Source organism: Pseudomonas sp. PS02303 (assembly GCF_029959925.1).
GTDB classification, from domain to species: domain Bacteria; phylum Pseudomonadota; class Gammaproteobacteria; order Pseudomonadales; family Pseudomonadaceae; genus Aquipseudomonas; species Aquipseudomonas mandelii.
In genome coordinates this window covers 1-15,732 of record NZ_JASCOM010000138.1, presented here as the reverse complement: position 1 = coordinate 15,732, position 15,732 = coordinate 1, and the positions used below count along the sequence as shown (strand labels likewise).

Below are 15,732 nucleotides of genomic sequence, written 5' to 3'. Positions count from 1 at the left end.
GGCAAGCCTCGCTCCTACAGGGGGTGTGTCGTTCGCAAGTGGATTGAACGACTCAAACCTGTAGGAGCGAGGCTTGCCCGCGAAAGCGATCTGGCAGGCGATAAAGAATCTTGCTGTCAGATCCGCCCGGTCGGCGCATACGGCGCAGGATCAATAATCGGCGCCCTGCCCAACATCACATCCGCAAACAACTGACACGACGCCGGCGCCAGTACCAGCCCGTTACGGTAATGCCCGCAGTTGAGCCAAAGTCCATCGAACCCCGGCACTCGGCCAATGTAGGGAATGCCTTCCGGCGAACCCGGGCGCAATCCAGCCCAATGCCCCACCACTTCGGCCTCTGCCAGCGCAGGAATCAACTCTACCGCTGATGCCTTCAGACTCTCCAGCGCCGAGTCGGTCGGCGTCTTGTCGTAGCCTTCATGCTCCAGCGTACTGCCTATCAGAATGTGTCCATCGCGCCGGGGAATCGCATAACGCCCCTTGGCCAGCACCATGCTCGGCAGGAAGTCCGCTGCGCATTTGTACAGAATCATCTGCCCTTTGACCGGCTCGACCGGCAACTCAAGGTCCAGATTCTTGAGCAAGTCACCACTCCAGGCGCCAGCCGTCAGGACCACCTGATCACCGTGGACGGGACCCACCGAAGTCTGCACGCCGACAACCCTGTCGCCTTCGCGAATAAACCCGCTGACTTCGCACTGCTCACGAATCGTCACGTTCGGCAGCGCCAACAATGCAGCCTTCAGGGACTTTACCAGCCGTGGATTACGCACGTTGGCCACATCAGCCATATAGATCGCCCGGGAAAACCCGGGGCCCAGCACTGGTACGGCATCGTGTGCCGCCGAGATATCCACAGCCCGCAACGGACGGTTTTCCCGCTCGGCCCAGGCCAACGCCTCGGCCTCGTCATCCAGATCCAGCCAGTACAGGCCAGTGGTATGTACTTCGGGATCAACCCCGGTTGCGGCGAACAGTCGCTCACCGAGCTGCGGATAAAAATCCTGGGACCAATGCGCCAGCGCGGTGACTGCCGGACTGTAGCGCCATGGATAGAGCGGGGAAACAATCCCGCCACCGGCCCATGACGATTCCTGCCCCACGCTCGAACGATCCAGCAACACAACACTTTGCACTTCGGATGCGAGATTGAACGCCGTCAGCAGCCCAATCACCCCGCCGCCGACAATCACCACTTGCTGTTGCCTGCTCATGTTCTGATCCAACCGGTAAATAGACAGAGGGCGCAAAAAAGGCGCCCGAAAAGGGAACTCAGCGACCCCAGCAATCTTTGGTCACCAACCCGGACGTCGCATTGACCATGCTTCTGACGCCGGTGTTGGTGAGGGTGAAATCCCCGCACTTGTCAGTCGCCATTGCAGCGCCGGTCTTGCGCGTTGCCGTCAGCAAAAAGGTTTGATCGGTCAGGGTCGGGGTGATGGTGTAAAAATCGTTGCCGGCGCTCAGTCCGGTGGCAGCGGTATAGACATTGTTCTTCGAGTAGAACCGCTCAAGGATCTGTGCCTGCTCGGAGAGCAGCCCCGCCACTTCGGTGCGGCGGCCCTTTTTCACGTACTCGGTGAGGCTCGGGGCACCAATGGTGATGACGATCCCGATGATCGCAATCACGATCATGATTTCGATCAGGGTGAAACCTCGGTTGGATCTACGCATTCCTTCACTCTCACTTACTGTATTTGTCGCCACATGATGCGACGGCTGCCGCCGCCGGATTTTTCCACCAGGGTGCTGATGCCGCCACTGGAATCGTTCACGACCTTGCGGGTCGCGCCGTTGACGATGGCGTTCAAGGTCGGGATGCCACCGGTGAAAATCACTCCGCTGGACACCGTGTCCGTGCTGTCGACCGTCCCGTCGTTATTGGTGTCGAGCACCGCATAATTGAGCATCTTACCGCTGAACGCATCCAGTTCGACCAGTTTGCCGGTACCAAAGCTGGCACACGGGTCAGTGGTGTCCACACTCGCCGTGGTAAAGACGATCCTTCCCAGCACCAGGCTGGCCTGATTGATCACCCGCTCCCCCGTCAACACGCTGTTGTACACCAGAGGCAAGTACCAGCCCTTCTCCCCCGGATAGGTCACGTCGTTCTGGCTGGTGGTGATGAACTGTCCGGTGCTGCCCGAGAACACACCGGTCACCGCTTGTGCCTGCAAACTGGACACGGTGATCTGACCCGCGCCGCCCTCCGCATCCCACACGGCGTAGAACGCCTGCAAATCCTTGTTGGTCTTGTCGGCAGTCTCGTTGAATTTACCGGTGCCGAAAAACACTTCCTTGCCGCCCAATGAATTGTCCGCCAGCAACGGCTGCACAGTAATGGGCTGAGTGGCGCCGCCCGCCGTGGTAAACAGCGGCTTGCCGGAGAATGCCACGCCCCAGGAGTCGGGGGCGGTAGCGCTCAAATCGAACTTCCATAACCGCCCTTTCAGGTCGCCACCATAGGCGGCCTGCACCACATTCTGCGAGTTGACCCTGAGCTTCACCGACGACAGGCCATTGTTGGTGTCGGCGCTGTCGACCACGATTTTCTTGATCAACGAGCCGTCACGAACGTCCACCACGTACAACGCCGCCACCCCGGAGTTACTGCCATAGCCGTTGGAAATGAACGCGGCCCAGCGACCGTCGGCCAAGCGTGCCACTTCCGGCCGTGCATAGGCATAACCCAGATCATTGAAAGCGTTCGCGGTACTGGCCGTGGCCGGCGCACTGATTTCCCACAGCGCCTTGAACACGTTGCCCGCTGACGCATCGAACAGCTGCAACGCATAAAAAGTCCTGCCGCCAGCCCCGGTCCCGCCAATGGCCAGGGTTTTCCAGACGCTGCTGAACTGGGCATCGAACACCCCGACCTGACCGTCGACCAGAAACTTGTGGCTCACACCGTTGATGTACGTCGGGTCGGCGATGTAGCGCAGTGATGGCAACACGCTGGACGGCATGTAGGCATAACGCCGGGTGCCATTGGCCGAGTTGATGACATTCACAAACCCGTCGTTGGCATTCACCACCAGGCTGGGACTCATGGTGGAGGCTTTGGTGGTCAGGTAGGTGCTGTAAGTGGTGTCCCCCACCAGATCAGAGGCGGTCTTGTCCGTGGGTGACGCCAGTACGAGGGGTGAATTGATGATGTCGCCGAGCAGCACGCTACGCACCTTGAGCCCGGTTTTGTTGGTGCCCTTGCTCCACTCCACCAGATCGCTGCCGGTAATGCCGGTGGGCAGGCTTTGGCTGAGGGAGGTCTGTTGTGCCGGGGAAAAACTGGCATACGCCAAGGTGACTGCGGCGTTGGTCAGGGTGTTCCAGGACTGGTAAGTCGGCGCTGTGGCACCCGGGACGATCGTGGTGTCGGTGGTCCAGAGTGTCGCAGAGGTATTCACGATACCCGCCGAGGTGAAGCCAAAGGACTTGATCGTGCCGCGCCAGTCCTTGGGGTCATAAATGGTCTGAAAGTAACTCGAATTGCTGGCCAGGGTGGTGCCGCTGGTGACGCCGCTGCCACCGGAACCGGCCTTGGAGGTGATGTCGCTCAGCGCCGAGGACAGCGCACTGCTGAGTCCTGCGCTGTCGGTCGCCTGATAGTACTTGCCCTGTCCGTAGTTGGCGGCATCCGACAGCATTTGGTTCGCGGCGGTGAAGCCCACGGTATAGGTGTTGATGTTCTGCTTGGGAAAATCCCCAGCGTTCCAGCTTTTGCCTGCCAGATCGGTTCCCGTGGAACGCATGTCGATGTCGAAGCCAAACTTGGCGATGTCGTCCAGATACAGCGTGTCGCCTTCACCATCACCATTGAGGTTGTCGCCATCGTTATTCACGCCATCCCAGTTTGGAAGGCGAGCGCCCGCCAGTGGGTCGGTGCCGGGAAAAGTCCGGTCAAAGGTCGGCAAGCCATCGGTGATCACCACGCCATAGTTTTTCTGGCAGCGATACTGGATCGGGCTGCTGTAAGTCGCCGGTGTCGAGTTGTAGACCGGCGCCAGGCCTCGAAAATAACGGTTTATTTCATAGTAGGTTTCCGCCAGCGGTGTATTGGCCACGGCACTCAAGCCGTTGATGGCAGAGATCAGGTTGTTGTAGTTGGTATCCGCCTGGGATTGGGTGACGCTGCCGCTCACCGCAGAGAGATCGCTGATCGATCGGGCGATGAAGCCACCACCACCGGAGTTGCTGGTTGTAGGCGGATTGAACGTCGCAAGACCGATACGCAGCGAGCGATTGCTGGAGACCAGGCTTGTGGAGACATCCTGGGCCACGCTGATCCGGTATTCATTGGGGATCGCGCTGGCGCCCGTGGTGAAATCCTTGCTCGAACCGTTGGCCAACCCCAGCAGATAAGCCAGGTAGTCGGCGGTGTAGCGCGTATTTTCATTGCCCACCGGGTCCGGCAGCTTCAGGCAGATGGGTGTCAAACCGAGAAAGCCGCGATAAAAACCGTACCAGTTGCCGTTGGTCGAGCAACCGCCGCGATTGAGGCTCGACAGCAAAATATTGGTATCACTCATGTTCAGGTTCTGACCGCTTAAACAGGAGGTGTTGGAACTGCAAATCGCGATCTGCCCATAGTTGGCCGCCGGATTGAACCCCGACGCCCAAATGATGTTGTTCATGCTCCCCGAGTCGTCGATCAGCAGCATGACGTTCGGAGGGACGGCTGCGCCGCTCAACAGCGGTGAATCCGACGGCGTGAAGGCATACGCCGGTGCGGACAGGTAAAGCCCCAGTACCACGCCGCAAAGCAGCTGCCACACGCCACGGCGCCCTTCAGTACTTCGCATAAATACTCTCCACGACGCTGCGCGAGTTGCCCGCGATGCCGACAGCGGTCACCCGGTAAAGCGTCGCCGAGGTGTTGCTCGGCACATTCACGGCGTTGACCGTAGTACCGATATTCTGCACCCCGTAAAAGCCCTTGCCCGAGGCGATCCAGGTCACGCCGGGGGTCGAACCGGGGCCGGCGGCAGTGACCGTCAACGCGTCCGACGGTGGCGCGCACTGGCTGCAGACCGGCAATGAATAGCTGTCCAGCTGCACCGCACTTTCTCCCACGCGTAATGCAGCTTCAGCGCCCTGGAACGACTGGTTGCGCAAGCTCACGCTGCCGGCCATTTTTTCCTGCAGCGTGGCGTTCTGCATCGATGAAAGACCGATCAAGGTCAGCAACAGCAGAAACACCAGGCTGACCAGCAGCGCCATACCCCGCTGGGCATGAGACGTCATGGAGGCCTCCCTCATGGCAACCTGTTGCGCAAGGCGGCAACCACGGTGAAGGTTTGATTTTTAACCCGACTGTTCGGGTCGTAGAGTGTCATCGTCAGGCGCACGCTGCGAATTCGCGCGGGGTCGGACGGGTTGGCGCTGTAGCTGGAAGCGGCTACATCGGTGGCCGAATTGGCGAGGCCGAAGAGCACGCTGAAGGCACTGACGTTATCGACCAGTACGAACTGGGCCGGCGTGCCGGGACCGGAGCCCATCATGATTTTGTTATTGCTGAAACTGTAGATCAGCCGCCGTATGGGAAACGCCAACTGCCCCGATGTCAGCGCCGGTGGATTCGTATACGCCGTCGCCGTATTTCGACAGTCGGAAACCACTGTCCAGGCTGGCGCCCCGCCACCCGCTCCCACATCGGCGGCCACCAGGGTCAATTTCTGGTTGGCATTATCCCAGCTGATCGGCGTTATCTGACTGGCAGCGAAGCTCCCCCCTGTACTTGAATCGGTGATCGTCCCCAGGCAGCCAAACATGCCGACCATGCGGATTTCCTGAATCATCTTGCTGAGCACAAAACGCGCATCTTCCTGCATGGCGGCGGCGGCGTTCTGGCTGATGTAGGTGTTCTTGGCGGCGATGAAGATCTGCGCCACGCCCAGCACCACAATCAAACTCAATGCGAGGGCGATCAACAACTCGATCAGCCCGAAACCTCTGCTGGACTGCCTCATGGAGTTGCCACCGGGTCGACCGTGGCGCGACTGGTCAAGACAAAGCTGCGGCGCGAGTTGGCGATATTGGCGGCGCGCGAGTCATCCCAGGTGATGGTGATGGTGTACACGCGCTGATTCAGCGTAACGGTGCCAGTGGCCGTCGCACCGCCGAAATTGACGATATTGGTGGTGAAGTCGTAGAGGTCCTGATCGCGGGCGACGTTCAGGTTGCCCGACGTCGGAGGCGTCACAGTGTAGTCGGCGCCGGAATTGGCGCGGATACGGTCCATCATGTCGTAGGCGATAAAACTCGCCTGGCTGGTCATCCGCGAGCTGTCGGTGTATTTCAGCGCATTGAGCTGAATCGCCGCCGCGCCCAGCAGCCCCACGGTCAGAATCACCAACGCGACCAGCACTTCGATCAGCGTCATGCCCTCCTGTGCATGTTTGCCCCGTTCCCTCATCCGCAACTTCCACCCAATAGAATTCGTCCGTTCAAACACACATTCAGCGTCCTGGTTTGCGCCCCCAATACATAGCTGATCACCACGGGTGTGGCTGGCGCTGACAAACCACCCAGATTGTTGAAATCGATGGCGGTCACTCCTGAGGGTAGCGTCAGACTCGTGCCGCTGCTCAGTGCTGGAACAACCCGCAATACATTGGCCGGCGTGTTCGTACTGTCATATACCGCCAAGTCACCGGTCCAGGCGCCACCAACAGCGATCGGACGAACCCGAATGGAGACGCCCCGGTCGATGGCCTCAAGTCGTGCGAAATTGAGGCCGCGTTGCAGGTCGCCGATTTCGGTGTCTGCCTTGGTGCCTTGCACCGACCGGGTGAACGCCGGTACGGCCAGGGTGATCAGGATCAAAAAGACCGCGAGCGAGACCAGCAGCTCGATCAGCGTGAAACCTTTTGTACGATGATCCATCGGTGCCCTCCGTTGCCGTCGGCTATACCTGCTTCTACACGCTAGAACATTCGACCGCCCGGCGTGCGGTTGATTTGCCATTACTCGCGCACGGAATGCGCGGGCCGCAGCACTCCACGGAGGGAGATGACATGCATCAGCGAGGCTTCAGCCTGATCGAACTGCTCATGGGACTGACAATTGCCGGGATTGTTCTGCTGTTGGTCAGTCCGGCGTTCGCGGCCCTTACAGAATCGAATCATCGCGAGGCGGCGGCAAAGTCTCTTGCCAGTGGTATTCGCAGCGCCAGAAGCGAAGCTCTCGCGCGAAATCAGACCATCGTCATTCATGGCATCAACGACGACTGGGGTCAGGGCTGGCGCATCATTCTGGATATCAGCGGCAAAGGGCCGGAGGACAGCAGCAATCCGCTGCTGATTGAGCGCGTGAGTGGCGCTCGGGTGCCGATTGTTGGCAATTGGCCGGTCAGACGATACATCCGTTTCAGCCATATCGGCGAGCCACAGATGCCTGGCCGGGCGTTTCAAGCGGGGACGCTGCACGTTTGCACAGTCCGCGAACCGGTTAGCCAGCTTCAGGTGGTGCTGGCCGCAACCGGTCGCGTCAGCCTGCGCAGCGATAAGGCTGAGCAGGCGCTATGTCCGGGAGGAAAAAAAGTTAAAGCAGGGAGCGCACGCGCAATTCTTTAGGCATGGAGAATGTGATGTTCTCCTCGCGACCCGCCAATTCATCGGCCCCGGTAGCACCCCAGGCCTGCAACTGCTGGATCACGCCACGCACCAACACTTCCGGTGCAGAGGCGCCAGCGGTGATGCCGATACGCTCGACACCGTCGAACCAGCTTTTTTGCAGGTCTTCGGCGCCGTCGATCAGATAAGCCGGGGTGGCCATGCGCTCGGCGAGTTCACGCAAGCGGTTGGAGTTGGAGCTGTTCGGGCTACCCACCACCAAGACCACGTCGCATTCGTCGGCCAGTTGTTTGACGGCGTCCTGACGGTTTTGCGTGGCGTAGCAGATGTCGTCCTTGCGCGGACCACCGATCGCCGGGAAGCGTGCACGCAGAGCATCGATCACGCGGCTGGTGTCGTCCATGGACAGCGTGGTCTGGGTCACGAACGCCAGTTTGTCGGGATTGACCACCTGCAGCGCGGCGACGTCTTTCTCGTCTTCAACCAGATAGATGGCACCACCGTTGCTGCCATCGTACTGGCCCATGGTGCCTTCAACTTCCGGGTGACCGGCGTGGCCGATGAGAATGCATTCACGGCCGTCACGGCTGTAACGCGCGACTTCGATGTGCACCTTGGTCACCAGCGGGCAGGTCGCGTCGAACACTTTCAGGCCACGGCCAGCGGCTTCGGTACGCACAGCCTGGGAAACCCCGTGGGCACTGAAGATCACGATGACATCGTCCGGCACCTGATCCAGTTCTTCGACGAAGATCGCCCCGCGAGCACGCAGGTCCTCGACGACGAATTTGTTGTGGACCACTTCGTGGCGCACATAGATAGGCGGCCCGAAGACTTCCAGGGCGCGGTTGACGATTTCGATCGCCCGGTCCACGCCGGCGCAGAAGCCACGGGGGTTGGCGAGTTTGATTTGCATGCTGTGCCTCGTGTCTTGCGCGCAAGAAATTAGAACATTACATCCCTGTAGCAGCGAAGCTTGCTCGCGAAAGCGGTGTGTCAGTCGACATTGATGGTGAATGTGATGACGCCTTCGCGAGCAAGCTCTGCCCCTACATTGGACCGCATTCGGTCAGTTACAGCGATTTGACGCTGATGATTTCTACGTCAAAGGTCAATGTCTTGCCGGCCAGCGGGTGGTTGAAGTCGATGGTCACTTGCTCGTCATCGAATTCCTTCACCACGCCAGGCAGCTCAGTATTGGCCGCATCGTTGAAGATCACCAGCAAACCCGGCGACAGTTCCATGTCCTTGAACTGCGAACGCGGGATGATCTGCACGTTTTGCGGGTTCGGCTGGCCAAACGCGTTTTCCGGCTGAATCGTCAGCGTGCGCTTGTCGCCTGCCTTGAAGCCGAACAGCGCTGCTTCGAAACCTGGCAACAGGTTGCCATCGCCGACCTGGAAGGTCGCCGGGGCTTTGTCGAAGGTGCTGTCGACGGTGTCGCCGTTCTCCAGGCGCAGTGCAAAGTGCAAAGTGACTTCCGTGTTCTGGCGGATGCGTTGCTCAGCCAATACCTGTTCAGTCATGAACGGCTTCTCCGGTCTTTTTACTTTTGAACATGTCCAGCGCGAGCATCACGGCCCCGACGCTGATGGCACTGTCGGCAAAGTTGAACGCCGGGAAATACCAGCGGTTCTGCCAATGCACCAGAATGAAGTCGATCACATGGCCCAGGGCGATGCGGTCATACAGATTACCCAGCGCCCCGCCCAGCACTAGCGCCAAAGCGACGGCCAGCCAGGTTTCGTTGCGCCCCAGACGCTTGAGCCACACCACCAGCACCGCACTGACCACCACGGCGATCAGGGCAAACAACCAGCGCTGCCAGCCGGAGCTGTCGGCCAGGAAGCTGAATGCCGCGCCGGTGTTGTAGGCCAGGGTCCAGCTGAAATAATCGGGAATCACCACGATTTGCTGGTACATCTTCAACGAGCCTTCGAAGTAGAACTTGCTGGCCTGGTCGATGACCAGGACCAGCAAGCTCAACCAGAGCCAGCTCAGCCGTCCGAAACGGCCAGCAGCGTTAGGCATAATGACGAACCTCGCCCGCACCGCTGATGTTGTCGACGCAACGACCGCAGATTTCCGGATGCTCCGGGTTCACGCCGACGTCTTCACGGCAGTGCCAGCAACGGGCGCACTTGGCGAAGGCCGACTTGACGATTTTCAGCTTCAGGCCGCTGACTTCGGTGACTACCGCGTCCGCAGGTGCCTGAACAAAAGGCGCCACGCTGGCGGTCGAGGTGATCAGCACGAAGCGCAGTTCGTTGCTCAGCTTGGCCAGGTCGGCGCTCAGCGCTTCTTCGGCGAACAGCGTCACCTCGGCTTGCAGGTTGCCACCGACGGCCTTGGCCGCGCGCTGGATTTCCATTTCCTTGTTGACCGCGACCTTCACCGCCATGATCCGCTCCCAGTAGGCGCGGCCCAGTTCGACGTTGTCCGGCAGTTCGGTCAGGCCTTCGTACCAGGTGTTGAGCATCACCGATTCGTTGCGCTCGCCCGGCAGGTATTCCCACAGCTCGTCGGCGGTGAAGGCGAGGATCGGCGCGATCCAGCGCACCAGCGCTTCGGAGATGTGGTACAGCGCGGTTTGCGCCGAGCGGCGCGCCTTGCTGTTGGCGCCAGTGGTGTACTGACGGTCCTTGATGATGTCGAGGTAGAAACCACCCAGCTCTTGCACGCAGAAGTTGTGGATCTTGGAGTAGACGTTCCAGAAGCGGTATTCGCCGTAGTGCTCTTGCAACTCGCGTTGCAGCAGCAGGGTGCGGTCCACGGCCCAACGGTCCAGGGCGAGCATTTCCTCGGCCGGCAGGATGTCGGTGGCCGGGTTGAACCCGGTCAGGTTGGAGAGCAGGAAGCGCGCGGTGTTACGGATCCGCCGGTAGGCGTCCGCACTGCGTTGCAGGATCTGCTCGGACACCGCCATTTCACCCGAGTAATCGGTAGAAGCGACCCACAGACGCATGATGTCGGCACCCAGGGTGTCGTTGACCTTTTGCGGCGCGATCACGTTGCCCAGCGACTTGGACATCTTGCGACCGGACTCATCGACGGTGAAACCGTGGGTCAGCAGCTCGCGGTACGGCGCGTGGTTGTCGATGGCGCAACCGGTCAGCAAGGACGAGTGGAACCAGCCACGGTGTTGGTCCGAACCTTCCAGGTACAAGTCGGCACGCGGGCCGGTCTCGTGGCCCATCGGGTGCGAACCGCGCAGGACGTGCCAGTGCGTGGTGCCCGAATCGAACCAGACGTCCAAGGTGTCGCTGATCTTGTCGTACAGCGGCGCCTCGTCACCCAGCAGTTCGGCAGCGTCCATCTTGAACCACGCTTCGATGCCTTCGACTTCAACACGCTTGGCGACTTCTTCCATCAGCTCGGCAGTGCGCGGGTGCAGCTCGCCGCTTTCCTTGTTCAGGAAGAACGGGATCGGCACGCCCCAGTTGCGCTGACGGGAGATGCACCAGTCTGGACGGTTGGCGATCATCGAGTGCAGACGTGCCTGGCCCCAGGCCGGGACGAACTGAGTCTCTTCGATGGCTTTCAGTGCGCGCTTGCGCAGGGTGTCGCCGCTGACAGGCTCTTTATCCATGCCGATGAACCACTGCGCGGTGGCGCGGTAGATCAGCGGGGTCTTGTGACGCCAGCAGTGCATGTAGCTGTGTTCGATGATGGTGGTGTGCAGCAGCGCACCGACTTCGGTCAGTTTGTCGACGATGGCCGGGTTGGCTTTCCAGATGAACTGGCCGCCGAAGAACTCCAGCGATGTCACGTAGACGCCGTTGCTCTGTACCGGGTTGAGGATGTCGTCGTTGACCATGCCGTACTTCTTGCAGGTCACGAAGTCGTCCACGCCATAGGCCGGGGCGGAGTGAACCACGCCGGTGCCAGCGCCCAGCTCAACGTAGTCGGCCAGGTAAACCGGCGACAGGCGATCGTAGAACGGGTGACGGAAGTTGATCAGTTCCAGTTCTTTACCGGTGGTGGTCGCGATGACCGAGCCTTCAAGGCTGTAGCGGGCCAGGCACGACTCGACCAGCTCTTCCGCCAGCACCAGCAGTTTGTCGCCAACGTCGACCAGGGCGTAGTTGAATTCCGGGTGAACGTTCAGCGCCTGGTTGGCCGGGATGGTCCACGGGGTGGTGGTCCAGATCACGATCGAGGCAGGCTTGGCCAGGGACGCCAGACCGAAAGCGGCAGCCAGCTTGGCTTCGTCGGCAATCGGGAAGGCCACGTCGATGGTCGAGGACTTTTTGTTTTCGTACTCGACTTCCGCTTCAGCCAGGGCTGAACCGCAGTCAAAGCACCAGTTCACGGGCTTCAGGCCCTTGAACACGAAACCGCCCTTGACGATTTCGGCGAGCGCGCGGATTTCACCGGCCTCGTTCTTGAAGTCCATGGTCTTGTACGGGTTGGCGAAGTCGCCCAACACGCCCAGACGGATGAATTCGGATTTTTGCCCTTCGATCTGCTCGGTGGCGTAGGCGCGGCACAGTTCGCGGGTCTTGTCCGCGCCCAGGTTTTTGCCGTGGGTCACTTCGACTTTGTGTTCGATCGGCAGACCGTGGCAATCCCAGCCCGGAACATAAGGCGCGTCGAAACCCGACAGGGTTTTCGAGCGGATGATCATGTCCTTGAGAATCTTGTTCAGCGCATGACCGATGTGAATCGTGCCGTTGGCGTAAGGAGGACCATCATGAAGTACGAACTTCGGACGATCCTTGCCAATCTCGCGCAACTTACCGTACAGGCCAATGCTGTCCCAGCGCTGCAGAATCTGCGGTTCGCGCTGAGGCAGGCCGGCCTTCATTGGGAAGGCGGTGTCCGGAAGGTTTAGCGTGGCTTTATAGTCGGTCATTTAAGGCTCTTCATTAGCGATTGGCGCTAGGTGCGACAGGGCACGGGCGGCGGCAACATCCGCATTGATCGCCGTCTTAAGCGCCTCCAGAGAGGCGAAACGCTGCTCTTCACGCAGCTTGTGGTGGAAAACCACCGTCAAACGCCGGTCATACAGATCGCCGGCAAAATCTAAAAGGTGCACTTCGAGGTGGGCTTTGCCATCACCTTGTACCGTGGGCCGCACGCCAATGTTGGCAACGCCGGGCCAGGTCTTGCCGTCGATGTCGACGTTGACCAGGTACACCCCGGTCAAGGGCACGCGACGACGCTTGAGTTGAATGTTGGCGGTGGGCGTACCCAGTTGGCGCGCCAGCTTCTGGCCATGCAGGACCCGCCCGGTGATCTGGAACGGACGCCCGAGCAGCCGCTCGGCCAAGGCAAAATCGGCAGCGGCCAGGGCATTGCGGACCTGCGTGCTGCTGACGCGAATGCCGTCCAGCTCGACGGTTTGCGCCGCTTCAACGGTAAAGCCCTGAACGATGCCAGCCTGCTGCAGGAAATCGAAATCCCCTACCCGGTCACAGCCGAACCGGAAGTCGTCACCGACCTCCAGGTGCTGGACGCCGAGACCGTCGACCAGAATGGCATCGACGAATTCACTGGCACTGAGCTTGCTCAGCCGGTGGTTGAAGGCCAGGCACAGGACCCGGTCGACACCTTCGTCGGCCAGCAGCTGCAGTTTGTCCCGCAGCCGGGCCAGACGGGCCGGGGCCGTGTCCGGGGCGAAGAACTCTCGCGGCTGTGGTTCGAAAATCACCACGCAGCTGGGCACGCCCAACTCGATAGCGCGCTCACGCAGCCTCGCCAGGATAGCCTGGTGGCCACGGTGAACACCGTCAAAGTTGCCAATAGTGGCGACACAGCCCCGATGCTGGGGGCGCAGGTTGTGGAGGCCTCGAACCAGCTGCATAACGCGCTTCTTGCTCATAAAGTGGTCGATTATAACCACACCCGGCGGCCGACGACAGGCAACACCGTAACCCAAAGTAATCGAGCCGACAAAACTGCCGGTTCGCCCATGTTTATCGAGGCCCAAGCCTCAGCTCAGCGCCTTGCGATTGAAGTCGCGCAAACGAAAGCCCATCAACAGCAGCATGCCGAAATAACTGATCACCCCGGCAGCGACCAACGCGCCCAGGCGCAGGAACCGCTCCAGCATATGCCCCTGATCCCAGGCCGGCATGAAGTGCATCCCGGCCAGCAGCACAGCAGACATCACCAACACCGCAATCACAAGCTTCAGACCGAATTTGGCCCAACCCGGTTGCGGTTGATACATCTGCTGCTTGCGCAGCTGATAGAACAATAGCCCGGCGTTGATGCAGGCACCGATGCTGATGGCCAGGGCCAGACCGGCGTGAGCCAGCGGGCCGATGAGCACGAGGTTGAACAGCTGAGTAACGATCAGGGTGAAAATCGCGATTTTTACCGGAGTGCGGATGTTTTGTTGCGCATAAAAGCCCGGCGCCAGCACTTTGATCACGATAATTCCGAGTAAACCGACTGAATAAGCGATCAACGCCCGCTGTGTCATGGAGGCATCAAACGCGCTGAATTGGCCGTACTGGAACAGCGAAACGGTCAGCGGCTCGGCCAGAATCCCCAGCGCCAGAGAACACGGCAACACCAGCACGAAGCACAGACGCAGGCCCCAATCGAGGATTCGCGAATATTCGTGGCGATCTTTGCTGGCGTAGGTCTTGGCCAGGGTCGGCAGCAGAATGGTGCCCAACGCTACGCCCAGTACGCCGGACGGCAACTCCATCAAACGGTCGGCGTAATACATCCACGACACGGAGCCGGCGACCAGGAACGAGGCGAAGATGGTGTTGATGATCAGGGAAATCTGGCTCACTGACACGCCGAGAATCGCCGGTAACATCTGCTTCATCACCCGCCAGACACCGCTGTCACGCAGATTCAGGCGTGGCAGCACGAGCATGCCGATCTTTTTCAGGTGGGGTAGCTGATAAAGCAACTGCGCCAGGCCACCCACCAGTACCGCCCAACCCAAGGCCATGACGGGAGGGTCGAAGTATGGCGTGAGGAATACCGAAAAGACGATCATGCTGACGTTGAGCAACGTCGGCACGAAAGCCGGCACCGAGAATCGGTTGTACGTATTGAGGACCGCACCGGCCAATGAAGACAGGGAGATCAGCAATATATAAGGAAAAGTCACGCGCAACAGATCGGTCGTCAGCTCGAATTTTTCCGGGGTATCGGTAAAACCCGGCGCGGTGGCCCAGATGACCCACGGCGCGGCGAGTATGCCCAGCGCGGTGACCAGGGCCAGTACCAGCGTCAGCAGGCCAGACACGTAAGCGATGAACGTTCGCGTCGCCTCCTCGCCCTTCTGGCTCTTGTATTCAGCAAGAATCGGCACGAATGCCTGGGAAAAGGCACCCTCGGCGAAGATTCTTCGCAGCAGATTGGGCAGTTTGAAGGCGATAAAGAAGGCGTCCGTCGCCATCCCGGCGCCAAATGTACGTGCGATGAGGGTGTCACGAACGAACCCCAGAATCCGGGAAAGCATCGTGATAGAGCTGACGGCGGCCAACGATTTGAGCAGATTCATTGAAAGAGTTTGTGCCTGTCGATAAACAGCAGGCGAACAAAGCGCCTACTTATGCGATACTCCGCGCCGCAGCAGCACAGAGCCAAAGCTCGCGAGTTTACAGGTCAAGCGCCGGAAATAAATATCCCGCCTCTTTATACCTACCACTTAGCGGAACGTCTCAACCGCCCTTGACAAGACATCAACTCATCGGCATGATTCGCGGCCTATTTTGTTTGCTATTTCCTAAAAAGTCTTTCGAGGAGCTCGACGGTGGCCAACACACCTTCCGCCAAAAAACGTGCAAAACAGGCTGAGAAGCGTCGCAGCCACAACGCCAGCCTGCGTTCCATGGTTCGTACCTACATCAAGAATGTAGTTAAGGCCATCGACGCAAAAGACGCTGAAAAAGCTCAAGCAGCTTACGTTCTGGCTGTGCCAGTTATCGACCGTATGGCCGATAAAGGCATCATCCACAAGAACAAGGCAGCTCGTCATAAGAGCCGCCTGAACGGTCACGTCAAGGCTCTGAACCTTGCTGTAGCCGCATAAGCGATAAGCTTGTTGAAAAACCGACCTCAGGGTCGGTTTTTTATTGCCTGCGATTTGGTAAACGCCGCGCAAAAAAAATGTAGGAGTGAGCCTGCTCGCGATAGCGGTGCAACACTCAACATTGATGCCGACTGTTACACCGCTATCGCGAGC

The 15,732-nt window shown here is 59.6% G+C and carries 15 protein-coding genes; 2 read left to right on the top strand and 13 right to left on the bottom strand.

Annotated elements, in window-relative coordinates:
• Positions 1–116: 116 nt before the first annotated feature.
• From thiO to QMX98_RS23505, 7 genes are read right to left on the bottom strand one after another with little or no spacing between them, the layout of a single operon-like run.
• Positions 117–1,217: a glycine oxidase ThiO gene (gene thiO, locus QMX98_RS23535; protein WP_282411457.1), complete on the bottom strand. Its 1,101-nt coding sequence runs from the start codon at positions 1,215–1,217 to the stop codon at positions 117–119.
• A gap of 58 nt (positions 1,218–1,275) precedes the next feature.
• Positions 1,276–1,677: a type IV pilin protein gene (locus tag QMX98_RS23530; RefSeq protein WP_083375726.1), complete on the bottom strand. Its 402-nt coding sequence runs from the start codon at positions 1,675–1,677 to the stop codon at positions 1,276–1,278.
• 14 nt (positions 1,678–1,691) lie between these two features.
• Positions 1,692–4,802 (bottom strand): PilC/PilY family type IV pilus protein, encoded by a 3,111-nt coding sequence (locus QMX98_RS23525; protein ID WP_282411456.1) that lies wholly within the window; start codon positions 4,800–4,802, stop codon positions 1,692–1,694.
• Positions 4,789–5,259 carry a PilX N-terminal domain-containing pilus assembly protein gene (locus tag QMX98_RS23520; RefSeq protein WP_282411455.1) on the bottom strand — a complete coding sequence of 157 codons (471 nt, stop codon included), beginning with the start codon at positions 5,257–5,259 and terminating at the stop codon, positions 4,789–4,791. The genes QMX98_RS23525 and QMX98_RS23520 overlap by 14 nt, the downstream gene beginning before the upstream one ends.
• Complete coding sequence (locus QMX98_RS23515) at positions 5,256–5,969, bottom strand: prepilin-type N-terminal cleavage/methylation domain-containing protein (RefSeq protein WP_200667039.1); 714 nt, start codon at positions 5,967–5,969, stop codon at positions 5,256–5,258. The genes QMX98_RS23520 and QMX98_RS23515 overlap by 4 nt, the downstream gene beginning before the upstream one ends.
• Entirely contained in the window at positions 5,966–6,415 is a 450-nt protein-coding gene (gene pilV, locus QMX98_RS23510; protein ID WP_042932547.1) for a type IV pilus modification protein PilV, read from the bottom strand. Before pilV ends, QMX98_RS23515 begins: the two co-directional genes overlap by 4 nt.
• On the bottom strand, positions 6,412–6,885 hold the full coding sequence (locus tag QMX98_RS23505; RefSeq protein ID WP_282411454.1) for a GspH/FimT family pseudopilin: 474 nt from the start codon (positions 6,883–6,885) through the stop codon (positions 6,412–6,414). Before QMX98_RS23505 ends, pilV begins: the two co-directional genes overlap by 4 nt.
• Positions 6,886–7,016: 131 nt before the next feature.
• Here QMX98_RS23505 and QMX98_RS23500 point away from each other — a divergent pair, with 131 nt between their 5' ends.
• Positions 7,017–7,574: a GspH/FimT family pseudopilin gene (locus QMX98_RS23500; protein ID WP_282411453.1), complete on the top strand. Its 558-nt coding sequence runs from the start codon at positions 7,017–7,019 to the stop codon at positions 7,572–7,574.
• Here the strand turns inward: QMX98_RS23500 and ispH are convergent.
• From ispH to murJ, 6 genes are all read right to left on the bottom strand, one after another.
• Entirely contained in the window at positions 7,543–8,490 is a 948-nt protein-coding gene (gene ispH, locus QMX98_RS23495) for a 4-hydroxy-3-methylbut-2-enyl diphosphate reductase (protein ID WP_010467539.1), read from the bottom strand. The genes QMX98_RS23500 and ispH overlap by 32 nt on opposite strands.
• Before the next feature lie 157 nt (positions 8,491–8,647).
• Positions 8,648–9,085, bottom strand: a complete 438-nt coding sequence (fkpB, locus tag QMX98_RS23490) for an FKBP-type peptidyl-prolyl cis-trans isomerase (RefSeq protein ID WP_010467538.1) — start codon at positions 9,083–9,085, stop codon at positions 8,648–8,650.
• A gap of 7 nt (positions 9,086–9,092) precedes the next feature.
• Positions 9,093–9,605, bottom strand: coding sequence for a signal peptidase II (gene lspA / locus QMX98_RS23485; protein ID WP_010467537.1), 513 nt, complete (start codon positions 9,603–9,605; stop codon positions 9,093–9,095).
• On the bottom strand, positions 9,598–12,429 hold the full coding sequence (gene ileS / locus QMX98_RS23480; RefSeq protein ID WP_010467536.1) for an isoleucine--tRNA ligase: 2,832 nt from the start codon (positions 12,427–12,429) through the stop codon (positions 9,598–9,600). The genes lspA and ileS overlap by 8 nt, the downstream gene beginning before the upstream one ends.
• Complete coding sequence (ribF, locus tag QMX98_RS23475; RefSeq protein WP_010467535.1) at positions 12,430–13,380, bottom strand: bifunctional riboflavin kinase/FAD synthetase; 951 nt, start codon at positions 13,378–13,380, stop codon at positions 12,430–12,432. It lies immediately after the preceding gene.
• A gap of 129 nt (positions 13,381–13,509) precedes the next feature.
• The gene (gene murJ / locus QMX98_RS23470) at positions 13,510–15,048 is read right to left on the bottom strand and encodes a murein biosynthesis integral membrane protein MurJ (protein ID WP_010467534.1); all 1,539 of its coding nucleotides are present in this window, start codon (positions 15,046–15,048) and stop codon (positions 13,510–13,512) included.
• Positions 15,049–15,300: 252 nt separating this feature from the next.
• Between murJ and rpsT the strand changes: the two genes are divergently transcribed.
• Positions 15,301–15,579, top strand: coding sequence for a 30S ribosomal protein S20 (gene rpsT, locus QMX98_RS23465; RefSeq protein WP_008154937.1), 279 nt, complete (start codon positions 15,301–15,303; stop codon positions 15,577–15,579).
• Positions 15,580–15,732: the final 153 nt, after the last annotated feature.

Coding starts and splice junctions, on each gene's coding strand:
- lspA (WP_010467537.1), bottom strand. CDS start 9,605: ATGCCTAACGCTGCTGGCCGTTTCGGACGGCTGAGCTGGCTCTGGTTG.
- pilV (WP_042932547.1), bottom strand. CDS start 6,415: ATGAGGGAACGGGGCAAACATGCACAGGAGGGCATGACGCTGATCGAA.
- QMX98_RS23500 (WP_282411453.1), top strand. CDS start 7,017: ATGCATCAGCGAGGCTTCAGCCTGATCGAACTGCTCATGGGACTGACA.
- thiO (WP_282411457.1), bottom strand. CDS start 1,217: ATGAGCAGGCAACAGCAAGTGGTGATTGTCGGCGGCGGGGTGATTGGG.
- QMX98_RS23515 (WP_200667039.1), bottom strand. CDS start 5,969: ATGAGGCAGTCCAGCAGAGGTTTCGGGCTGATCGAGTTGTTGATCGCC.
- QMX98_RS23505 (WP_282411454.1), bottom strand. CDS start 6,885: ATGGATCATCGTACAAAAGGTTTCACGCTGATCGAGCTGCTGGTCTCG.
- ispH (WP_010467539.1), bottom strand. CDS start 8,490: ATGCAAATCAAACTCGCCAACCCCCGTGGCTTCTGCGCCGGCGTGGAC.
- ileS (WP_010467536.1), bottom strand. CDS start 12,429: ATGACCGACTATAAAGCCACGCTAAACCTTCCGGACACCGCCTTCCCA.
- ribF (WP_010467535.1), bottom strand. CDS start 13,380: ATGCAGCTGGTTCGAGGCCTCCACAACCTGCGCCCCCAGCATCGGGGC.
- QMX98_RS23520 (WP_282411455.1), bottom strand. CDS start 5,259: ATGAGGGAGGCCTCCATGACGTCTCATGCCCAGCGGGGTATGGCGCTG.
- murJ (WP_010467534.1), bottom strand. CDS start 15,048: ATGAATCTGCTCAAATCGTTGGCCGCCGTCAGCTCTATCACGATGCTT.
- QMX98_RS23525 (WP_282411456.1), bottom strand. CDS start 4,802: ATGCGAAGTACTGAAGGGCGCCGTGGCGTGTGGCAGCTGCTTTGCGGC.
- QMX98_RS23530 (WP_083375726.1), bottom strand. CDS start 1,677: ATGCGTAGATCCAACCGAGGTTTCACCCTGATCGAAATCATGATCGTG.